The following is a 10389-nucleotide window of genomic DNA, read 5'->3' as shown; positions in this document are numbered from 1 at the left end:
TATGTCACCGATTATGGGCTAGATATTTTGACAATCGTCAACGGCAAGCCACTGGGCTATGGCCGATAGGACCGTCAGCCTTCCGCGAGCCCCGCGCATCCGCAGTCGGGATGTGGTTGGAGGATGACCGGCGCGGGCGGCGATGGCGATGGTCCGACCCGCCACATATGAGGCACCCGACCAGTGTCAAGTGCCTCGGTGATGTCTCGGAGTGCGAGGCTCGTGGCAAGCATCGCGGCACCGATGTCGGGTAGCAGTGCCGGAGTGGCACAAGCCTGCTGGATGAGTGAGCGCCAGTTCGGATCGAACTCCTGGCGGTGCATCATGAGGCAATTCGCGCACGCGGTTTCATGGGCAATGGTGAGCGGACCTGCGTAAATATCCACCTCTTCGATCCATGCCTGATAGACGGACACGTGCTCGGCACCGTATTGTCCGACCGTCACGGGATCGGTGGCGAACGAGCCTGTAACAATCGCAAGGTCTGGGGGACTCGATGTTCGAGTCCCGGCGAATACGTGCGGATTTTCTTGCCGGATGAGCGTCTTGAAAGCTGCTTGACGGTCCACGCCTACGCCCATACGGCGCATGTCAGGATGGTCGTTATAGGTAACCACGGCGTCGTCGTCGGTTGTAATCCGTCCAAACCCGCGGCGTGCAAGCCCGATACCGATGCCCGCACCGAGATAGTCCGCGTGATGAATATGAATGTGCCGTGCCATTCGTTCGGGCACCGTGCCATGGATGCGTCGCGAGGCGATCGCATCCGGGCGGGGCGACGGATCGGGGTCGAGTACTCCAGCTCGCGTGAGCGTGTTGAGGATCGAGCGCAGCCTGTGCGGTGAAATGCCGGCAACTTTTGCGCGTGCCGACAATTCGGCATCAGTGTGTGGGCGTGTTAAGGAATCCACGAGCTGCATCTCCGCGAGATCCAAACCGGCAAGACTCACACCCACACGCGGGTCCAGCCCGATCTGAGCCTGGCGCGTGCCAGTCCAGAAAACTCCCGTTGTTAGTTGCATATCGCGAGACTAACGACGTCGGAGCGCCCAGGAACCCACAATTCACGGGTGTGGATTTAACCCTGGTCGGGATCCTCAGATGAGCTATCGTTGTCGCTTTCGCCGACCTCGTCGTTGTCCTCGCGATGAGGTCGATCGTCGTCACCGAACGCGGCCTCGTGGGGGGCTTCGCCCTGCTCGGCGTCACCAAATAAGCCCTCGAGGAAGGAATCGAGTTCGGCCTCGATGTCCTCTTGCTCGCCGTCGAAGAATGACTCGGGGTTGTCGAGTGCTTCTGCGGTGGGGAGCAGATCGGGGTGGGACCACATCGCGTCGCGGTCCTTGATCCCCTTCTTCGCTTCCGCGAGCTGCCAAAACGCGGCGGCCTCGCGCTGGCGGCGAGCTGCGAGCTCAATACCAAGCTGCGCCTCCCACACTGCCTTGGCCGGGTTGTCGGTGGCGTAGCGGCGAGCGAACAGTTCGCGCATGGGCACGGCGTTGGGCAGGTGGGGGAGCACCGCGCGGGCCGAGACCTCCGATACCCAGCCCTCGATGAGCGAGAGCAGATGCTGGAGGCGCTCCACGGCGTCTTCCTGCTCCTCGGATAGTTCGAGCACGAAAATGTTCGACATGTCGATCTCGGGCATGTCGGTCGGATCCATCCTCATCGGATCGATCGCCATGCCGCGCACCTGCTCTTCGATCGACTCCATATTGATGTCGATGCCGGAGGCGATTTCGGCGATCGTGTCGAGAACCCGCGGGCGAAGCCACGGGACGCGGGTGTACAGGCGCGCGGCCGCGGCCTCGCGCACGGCCACGTAGAACAGGATTTCTTCTTCTGGAATCTCGAGGTCCTTGGCAAACTCGTCAATGTTCGAGGGCACAAGAATCGAGGAGGAGCCTTCGAGCAGTGGCACGCCCGTGTCGGTGGAGCCAAACGACTTCACCGCGAGCTCGGCTAGGGCGCCGCCATACTGGACGCCGAGCACCGAGGCGATCATCTTCGAGATGAAGGCGGTCGGATCGCCGAACAGCCCGGCCATCTGCGGGGGAAGGTGCTCGGTCTGGGCGGAAAACGCGTCCGTGAACGCGCGCGCCACGTTCGCCCCGATCGGTTCGATGAGCTTGCGGAAAGTGCCGAGGGAGTGGGCGATCCAGTCAAGGCGCGTGAGCGCCATGTTTGGGCCGGTCGCCGGATCAAACTCCGAGGCGGCATCGAGCCAGAGGGAGGCGGTGCGCATGGAGGAACGCGTGCGATCGGCCTTGTCCGCGCTCAGGCGGTCCATATTCTTGCGCGTGATCGTTTCGCGGGCCACGCGCTCGGCCAGCTGCCAATTCACGGGACCCTCGCCGGACGATCCGAGCATGGCCTGAATCTGCTGGGTCACCATGGCGATGTTGGTAGGGTTGAACATCTGCGACATCGTGGCATCCGGATCCTGGCCCTCTGCCTTCATGCGCTCAATGATCTGCTCGGCCCCGTCGGGTCCGAAAATGGCACGGAGCATCTCTTCCCAGTTATGGTCGGGTGCGCCTTGCCCGTTATGATCACTGTTGCTCATATGTTTTCCTCCTCGGCTGTCTTCCCAGATTAGTTGGCAAGGTCCCGCCAAACAATGAGGACGGGTGCGCCGGGCGCGAAAATGCGCTCGCTCACACGGGAAACGGCGGACGCAGGCGGATAGGAATGGCTGGGGTGGCCTACCCTGAACCGCCACGGAAGGAGACCCATGCGAGAAGCTGGACGCACACGCAGGAGGATCGCTGGCGGGCTGTACGCGTTCTTCCTTCTTGTGGGCATTGCAATGCCCACCTCCTATATCGTGCAAAGCCCCGGGCCCGTGCTCGACGTGACGGGTGACATCGACGGAAAAGACGTCGTGAAGGTCGTGGGAACCGAAACCTATGAGTCGGACACGGATTTCCTCATGACCACGGTGACTGCCACGGGTAACGCGGACAACGGTGTGCCCGGCGTCGTCGCAGCAGGCGCAGTGCTCACGCGCAATCTCCAGCTCGTTCCGGTGCGCGCACTGTATCCGGCAGAGGTTAGCTCGGACGAAGTCCGCGAACGCAACGTCACGCTCATGAACTTCTCGCAAAACACGGCCGCGTCCGTTGCCTTTGAAACGGCTGGCATGGACGTCTCGATGACACTGAGCATCGCCGGGGTACCAGAGGACTCACCCGCCTTCGGGATCCTCGAAGACGGCGACGTCATCAAGGAAATCTCCTCACCTGCTCTCGAGTTCAACAGTGGCGAATCGGGCGGCGAATCGGGCGGCGGAACGGAAGGGTTCGTCACGGTCAAGACCTTCATGGACCTGTCGGGAGTCCTCGATGCCACGCCGGCCGGCACCGACATCACCCTGAAAGTCGACCGCGATGGCCAGGAGAAGACGGTCAACGTGACGACGCGGGCATTCGAACCTGACGCGACCGGGTGGGTCCACCCAGGCTCGATGCTCGGCGTCTTTGTTGAGGTGACCGACGTCGTCCTTCCCGCCGACGTCGAATACGTCATCGAGGGGATCGGCGGGCCCTCAGCCGGCGGCATGTTTACGCTTGCGATTTACGACGCCGTCACCGAGGGCTCACTCGGTGGGGATGCGGTCATCGCCGGAACCGGCTCCATCGCCTGGGACGGCGACATCGACCCGATCGGGGGCATCCGCCACAAGATCAACGGCGCTCGCGAGTTCGGTGCAACCGACTTCATCGCGCCTGCGCCCAATTGTCCAGATACCTTCGGCTATGAGCCCGACGGGCTGAACATCTGGGCCGTGCGAACGATCGACGAAGCGATCGCCGTCGTCGAAGCAATTGACTCGGGGGACACCTCGGCGCTCACGCCGTGCTCGGCTCTTAGCGCAGCAAACTAGCGAGACGGGACTAAGGAGACGGGACTAGCGGGCCAGACTTGGACGCGGGGACTATCGAGACGGCGCTAGCGAGCGGGGACTAGTCCGCCTGCCACGCGCCGTCGGCAAATCCGATGCGCAACCCCTCGACGAGGCCGGGCACCAGGTTCTCCCCGGACAGGACCTTGGCGGGGTCGTCGAAGTTCTTCATGCGAATCGCGCACCAGGACTCGCCGGTGCGAAGCACGGACGTCACGATGCGAACGTCTTGACGGTCGGGGTGATTCTCGAGTGCGGCCTCCGCCTCCTCGGGATCCTCCGGGAGTTTCGTCTCGGCGCCCGGCGGCAGAACAATGCGCTCGACGGAGAGGGCGGCGCCATCGACGTTATCTGGCCACACGATCCGAGTGACGAGTTCCTCAATCGTCTGTACCTCGGGAAGACCCTCCTGCTCGATAGAAAACAGGGTGGTCGGATCGGTGATCGCGTCAGCCTGAACGTCGGCCGGTAATTCGTCCGCGAGCTCGGGGTGCTCGGCGAGGGCACGCTGGGCGTGAGCCAGTGCGAACAGGCGCATCGGGGCATCCCAGCCGCCAGTGGCAACGTGGCGCTCGATCTCGAGTGTGGACTTCTCCAGCGAACGGAGCATGGGTGTCTTCGTATTTTCAGTCACCCGTTTATTGTGGCACATCGGCGGCCATGGCCTTGAATGCGTCACTCCCACAGTGAACCGCATGGCAAATGGTCGGTACTTTGTTATACGGTTTTGGGAGTTATCACCATAGATCGCGGTTAAGTGTCGCCCGAGCAGCCGGGCGCGAAGTGAGGTTTATTTTGACCAACCAGACGGCCCAAGCCGGACGGCCGAACACGGGGCGTTCACCGCTCGGTGGTGCGTTCCTGCCCACCCTGCTCGTGCTCGGTGTTCTCGTTTTCGGAATTGTTGTTTTTGCAAACTTTTGGACCGAACTCAAGTGGTTCGAACAGGTCGAGGCCTCCCGAGTCTTCTGGACTCAGTACGGCGCATCCATCGCGCTCGGCGCCATCGGATTCCTGATTGTCGGCGCGGTTGTCGCGCTGAATCTGCGCATTGCCCTGGGCAAGGCGAAGCCCAAGGATAAGGGCAACGTCGTCAATGTGGACTCCCAGATTGCCGACTACCGAGACACGCTCCTGTCGAAGAAGTGGCTGACCTACGGCGTCGTTCCCGGCGTCCTCGGAATCCTCTTCGGAACGGGCCTGTCCGGAAACTGGCGCACCTTCCTCCTGTGGTTCAACGGATCCTCCTTCGGAACCGCGGATCCCGAATACGGCCTGGACGTGTCCTTCTACGTGTTCGCCCTCCCCGCGATCCACGCGATTATGAGCTTCCTCGTCACGCTGCTTGTGCTCTCCATCATCGCCGCCGGCGTGGCGTACTGGATGACGGGAGACATGGGGCTCGATCAGTCCGGCTTCAAGGTGTCGAAGAAGGCTCAGCGTCACTTCGGCGTGCTGCTCGCCGTTGGCGCACTGCTCATCGCGATCAACTACTGGCTGGCACGCTACGACCTCCTGCTGGGCAATCACCAGCGCTTCTCCGGCGCGAGCTACACGGATATCAACGCATCTAAGCCGGGTCTGACGATCCTGGCGATCGTCGTCGCGATCGTTGCTGCGCTGTTCGTTTTGGCGGCCGTGCGTCAGATGTGGAAGCCGGCCCTCGTGGGTATCGCCTCCACGATTGCCACCGCGCTCGTGGTGAGCTGGCTCTACCCGGTTCTCATTCAGAACTTCCAGGTCAACCCGAACGCTGCCGAGCTCGAGTCCACCTACATCCAGCGCAACATCGATGCCACGCTTGATGCTTACGACATGGCTCACAAGACGATGCAGTACGACGCGCGTACCGACGTGGAGCCTGGCCAGCTGCGCCAGGATTCCGAGACCGCCGCGCAGATCCGCCTGCTCGATCCGAACATCGTGGATCCGTCGTTCAACCAGCTCCAGCAGAACAGGCAGTACTACCAGTTCCTCGAGCCGCTGACGGTTGACCGCTACAAGATCGACGGCGAGACGCGCGACACCGTGATTGCCGTGCGCGAGCTGAACCTCGCCGGTTTGGATGCCGAGCGCCGCTCGTGGGTCAACGACCACACGGTGTACACCCACGGATTTGGCGTGGCTGCGGCGTACGGAAATACGATGACCAGCCGAGGCGACCCGACGTTCTGGGAGGCCGGAATTCCGTCGGTCGGCGAGATCGGCGATTACGAGCCGCGCGTGTACTTCGGCCAGCAAAGCCCGGATTACTCGATCGTCGGCGCACCCGAGGGCTCGGATCCGTGGGAGCTTGACTACCCGGACGACGCCGCTCCCAACGGTCAGGTCATGAACACCTATACCGGCGACGGCGGCCCGTCCGTGGGCAACGTGTTCGAGCGTCTCATGTTCTCGATTCGCATGGGCTCGACCGAACTGTTCTTCTCTGACCGCGTGACCAGCGAGTCACAGATCCTGTTCGACCGCGATCCGCACCAGCGCGTGCGCAAGGTTGCTCCGTACCTGACCCTCGACACGAAGGCGGTTCCCGCCGCGATCGACATGGACGGCAACCCCGATACGCCCAAGGAACTCGTGTGGATTATCGACGCCTACACGACCTCGAACAACTACCCGTACTCGGCGCGCGAGACCCTTCTTGAGGCGACGATGGACGCGACGACGATCGGTGCCACGGGCATTAATCGTCCGGACGAGATCAACTACATCCGCAACTCGGTCAAGGCCGTGGTCAATGCTTACGACGGCTCTGTGACCCTGTACCAGTGGGATACTGACGATCCGATCATCAACGCGTGGAAGGCAATCTTCCCGGGTCAGATCACCCCGCTCGAGGAGATGCCCGGCGACCTCATCGCGCACGTGCGTTACCCCGAGGATCTGTTTAAGGTGCAGCGCACCCTGCTTGCTCGCTACCACGTAACGGACGCGAAGTCGTTCTACTCCGGTGGCGACTTCTGGCAGGTGCCGCTCGAGCCGACCCTCCCGGCCGGCCCGACGACGCCGAAGCAGCCTCCGTACTACCTGACGCTGAAGATGCCGGGCGAGGAGGAAACAAACTTCTCGCTGACGACCTCCTACATTCCGGGCGGTACGACCAACCGAAACGTGATGACCGGGTTCTTGGCGGCCTCCGGTGATGCCGGAAATGAGGCCGGTGTGAAGGCCGAGTCCTACGGCAGGTTGAATCTGCTCGAGCTGCCGCGAGATCTGACCGTTCCTGGTCCGGGTCAGGCGGAGAATACGATGCTGACCAACCCGCGCGTGTCGACGGATCTGAACCTGCTGCGTCAGGGCGGAACCGAGATCATCGAAGGTAACCTGCTCTCGCTCCCGATCGGTGATGGCCTGTTGTACGTCCAGCCGATTTACGTCCAGGCAACGTCTGGTACGCAGTATCCGACGCTCCAGTACGTGCTGACGCTGTTCGGCGACAACGTTGGATTCGCGCCGACCTTGGACGAGTCTCTCGATCAGGTCTTCGGCGGTGACTCCGGTGTTGAAGCCGGCGACGCCGGCGTGGTGGGCGAGAAGGAAGCCCCTGTTGAGGGCGGAGAAGTCGACCCCTCACTGGTTGAGGAGGGCGGCGAGCCCACAACCGATCCGACGGTTGAGCCGACGGACGAGCCGACCGATGACCCGACGACTCCGGCTGCTCCACCTGCGGCGGGCACCGCTCAGGAGCGACTCGACACCGCACTTCAGGATGCGAAGACGGCGATCGAGGAGTCGAACGCGGCAATGGAGTCGGGTGACTGGGCCGCCTACGGTGAGGCTCAGGACGCCCTGTCTGACGCGATCGACCGTGCCGTGGCAGCTCAGCAGGAGCTCGACGGTAACTAACGGCTGAGGTACACGAACGGGAGGCCCGGAACCACGCGGTTCCGGGCCTCCTGCGTGCCGGCCGTATTCACCCAGTGCCGGCTCTCCGCACGCCTTTACCCGCAGATGGTGCCTCCTTTGCGCCTCTACCCGCGGATTGCGTGTCCTGCACATTTCCTACACGTCGATGGTGCCTCCTTCGCGCCTCTACCCGCAGATTGCGTGTCCTGCACATCTCCTACACGTCGATGGTGCCCCCTTCGCGCCTCTACCCGCAGATGGTGCAGGAAATGGCTAAATGGGGCAGGAAGTTCCTGCCCGGTTTGGGGAGAACCTGCACCGTTTGCAATGGGGCGCCGGGTATTCGCGGTGATGTGCAGGCGTTGCCAGTGAGGTGCCGGACAAGCCGGTGCCAGGCACGCTCCAACCCGGTGGTTACGACTTGTCGGTGAGGCCGCCGGCGTCGTCGCTTTCACGAGGTGCGGTGCCCTTGGGCTTGTTGGAGACGCGTCGAAGTTGGCCCATGCGGGCGCGGAGGCGGTCCAGCGATTCGGCCGAGGTCTCGCGCAGGCGCTCGAGTGACTCGGCGGAGTCTTCTCGGAAGCGGTCCCAGCCAGTCGTAACAGCGGCCTTGGAGGGCGCCGGATTCGCGAGTGCATACGCGCGAGCTGCTTCTTCCTCGGCGATTTCCTCCGCGATGATGCGCTCGGCGGCCTCGACGGCGTCGTCCATGGAGTTGAAGAAACGATCGGTGCCGCCCATTGCGATGCCCAGCCCGAGCCGATCTGTGAGAGCCTCGTGGGTCGTTCGCAAGCCGACCAGCAGAACGTTGTTGTCCGCGCGCCGCAATGCGGTCACGATGTCCGTGAGGGCCTTCGCACCGGTCGCATCCATGATGCCCACTCGCGAGAGGCGAATGATCACCACGCGCACGGTATCTAGGCGCGTGATCTCTTCTTCGATGCGGTCAGCCACGCCGAAGAACATCGACCCGTCGATCCGCAGCACGCGGATCCGGTTGTTTTGCGTGGGGTACTCGCGCTGCACGCCGGACTGGTTCGCGAAGTGGCGCAACATGACGGTGCCAGCCACGAGCATGCCGATCATGATCGCCCAGATGAGGTCGAATACGAGGGTGATGATCACGGTGAGGACGAATACCGTCGCATCCGAACGCGTGGACCGCATGATCTGCTTGATTGCTTGGACGGGGATCATGCGCATCGAGGTCACGAAGAGGATGCCTGCGAGCGATGCCATGGGTATTTGCCCGACGACGTCGGAGAGCGAGTACACGACGATCAGGAGCAGTATCGAGTGAACGACCGGCGACAACCTCGATCGGCCGCCGGATCGGATGTTGACGGCCGTCCGAACGATCGCGCCAGTGGCCGGCATGCCACCGAAAATGCCCGCAGCGAAGTTCGCGGCGCCCTGGCCAAACAGCTCGCGGTCGGGATGGTAGCTGCCGCCCTCGACCATGCCCGAGGCCACGCGAGCCGAGAGCAGAGATTCGATGCCCGCGAGGAACGCCACGGAGATGGCGCCGGGCACCAGGGCGACGAAGAGATCCGGTGAGACCGCGGGCAGGACCGGCGCCGGTAGGGAGTCTGGGATCTCGCCGATGAGCGGGACGGTCGTGTTCGTGGCGATCACGACGACGGTGACCACGGCAAGCGCGACGAGGGAACCGGGAAACGAGGGATGGATCTTGTCAAACAGGATAATGAGCGCCACTGTTCCCAGCGCGACCGCGAGCGGGATAAGCGCCTCCGGATAGGGCGCCTCAATCATGGTTCGCACGCCGGTGACGAGGGTGTTCCCTCCGGTCTCGGCCTCGACGCCGAGTGCATTTGGCACCTGTTGGAGGAACAGAATGAGCGCGATGCCCAGGGTGAAGCCCTCGATGACGGGCCAGGGGATGAGCGCGATGATGCGGCCAAGGCCAAGAATCGCGCCGCCGAAGAGGAGGAAGGCGGCCATGATGGACAGCGTGGGAACAGCGATCATGCCATGCTCAGCTACGAGCGGGGCGAGGATGACAACCATTGCGCCCGTCGGTCCAGAGATTTGGAAGCGGGATCCACCAAAGATCGCTCCCACGATTCCGGCGACTATCGCCGTGATGAGACCCGCCGCAGCTCCGACGCCGGACGCCGCGCCGAACGCAAGTGCAAGTGGGAGTGCAACAATTCCAGTGGTGATCCCCGCGAGGATGTCACCTTTCCAATGTCTCTTGACTTCGTCCAGATCATTCTTCTGGGGGAGTAGAGACGCCAAGTGCGAAAACGCCTTCACATCAACCGTTTCTCTCAAGCGAACACCGTTTACCATAGCAAAACGCGACGGGTCTGTCTGTGAGCTGCTCGATAAATCCGACAATGCCGATGGTGAGAAAGCGCACCGCGAAGAATCTTGATAATCCGCGCAACCCTCCCTAAGGTTGTACATACCGACGCGGGGTGGAGCAGTTCGGTAGCTCGCCGGGCTCATAACCCGGAGGTCGTAGGTTCAAATCCTGCCCCCGCCACTAAAGGCGAAGCCTCGGAACCATCAGGTTCCGGGGCTTTCGCCATTTCTACCGTTTCTTCGGGCAGAAGCTCCGAAAGTGGCACATCTAAGAATGCTGCTGTCTTCACGAGGTCGCTCGCAGACCAAGC

Annotated in this window: 6 protein-coding genes and 1 tRNA gene; 3 read left to right on the top strand and 4 right to left on the bottom strand. The window is 62.6% G+C overall.

Translation table 11 applies throughout. The annotated features are described in order from the left end of the window. Positions 1 to 74: 74 nt before the first annotated feature. Both ACHFFR_RS00135 and ACHFFR_RS00130 read right to left on the bottom strand, forming a co-directional pair. On the bottom strand, positions 75 to 1022 hold the full coding sequence (locus tag ACHFFR_RS00135; protein WP_394262244.1) for a hypothetical protein: 948 nt from the start codon (positions 1020 to 1022) through the stop codon (positions 75 to 77). Positions 1023 to 1078: 56 nt separating this feature from the next. Then, on the bottom strand, positions 1079 to 2566 hold the full coding sequence (locus ACHFFR_RS00130; protein ID WP_394262243.1) for a zinc-dependent metalloprotease: 1488 nt from the start codon (positions 2564 to 2566) through the stop codon (positions 1079 to 1081). A 168-nt stretch (positions 2567 to 2734) separates the two neighbouring features. On the opposite strand from ACHFFR_RS00130, the gene ACHFFR_RS00125 reads away from it, so the two are divergent. Continuing rightward, the gene (locus ACHFFR_RS00125) at positions 2735 to 3886 is read left to right on the top strand and encodes a PDZ domain-containing protein (RefSeq protein ID WP_394262242.1); all 1152 of its coding nucleotides are present in this window, start codon (positions 2735 to 2737) and stop codon (positions 3884 to 3886) included. A gap of 79 nt (positions 3887 to 3965) precedes the next feature. On the opposite strand, the gene ACHFFR_RS00120 is transcribed toward ACHFFR_RS00125, so the two are convergent. Next, positions 3966 to 4538, bottom strand: coding sequence for a PPA1309 family protein (locus tag ACHFFR_RS00120; RefSeq protein WP_394262241.1), 573 nt, complete (start codon positions 4536 to 4538; stop codon positions 3966 to 3968). Positions 4539 to 4699: 161 nt separating this feature from the next. Here ACHFFR_RS00120 and ACHFFR_RS00115 point away from each other — a divergent pair, with 161 nt between their 5' ends. Then, positions 4700 to 7750 carry a UPF0182 family protein gene (locus ACHFFR_RS00115; protein ID WP_394262240.1) on the top strand — a complete coding sequence of 1017 codons (3051 nt, stop codon included), beginning with the start codon at positions 4700 to 4702 and terminating at the stop codon, positions 7748 to 7750. Between the two features lie 414 nt (positions 7751 to 8164). Here ACHFFR_RS00115 and ACHFFR_RS00110 read toward each other — a convergent pair whose 3' ends face one another. Next, a complete protein-coding gene (locus ACHFFR_RS00110) occupies positions 8165 to 10045 on the bottom strand; it encodes a SulP family inorganic anion transporter (RefSeq protein WP_394262239.1) in 1881 nt (626 codons plus the stop codon). 140 nt (positions 10046 to 10185) lie between these two features. Between ACHFFR_RS00110 and ACHFFR_RS00105 the strand changes: the two genes are divergently transcribed. Beyond that, positions 10186 to 10259: transfer RNA gene (locus ACHFFR_RS00105), tRNA-Met, on the top strand. The last annotated feature ends 130 nt before the right edge of the window (positions 10260 to 10389 follow it).

This window comes from Trueperella sp., from assembly GCF_043424875.1.
Classification (GTDB): Bacteria; Actinomycetota; Actinomycetes; order Actinomycetales; family Actinomycetaceae; genus Trueperella.
Note: the sequence above shows the minus strand (reverse complement) of the source record. Positions and strands in the feature narration are given on the sequence as shown.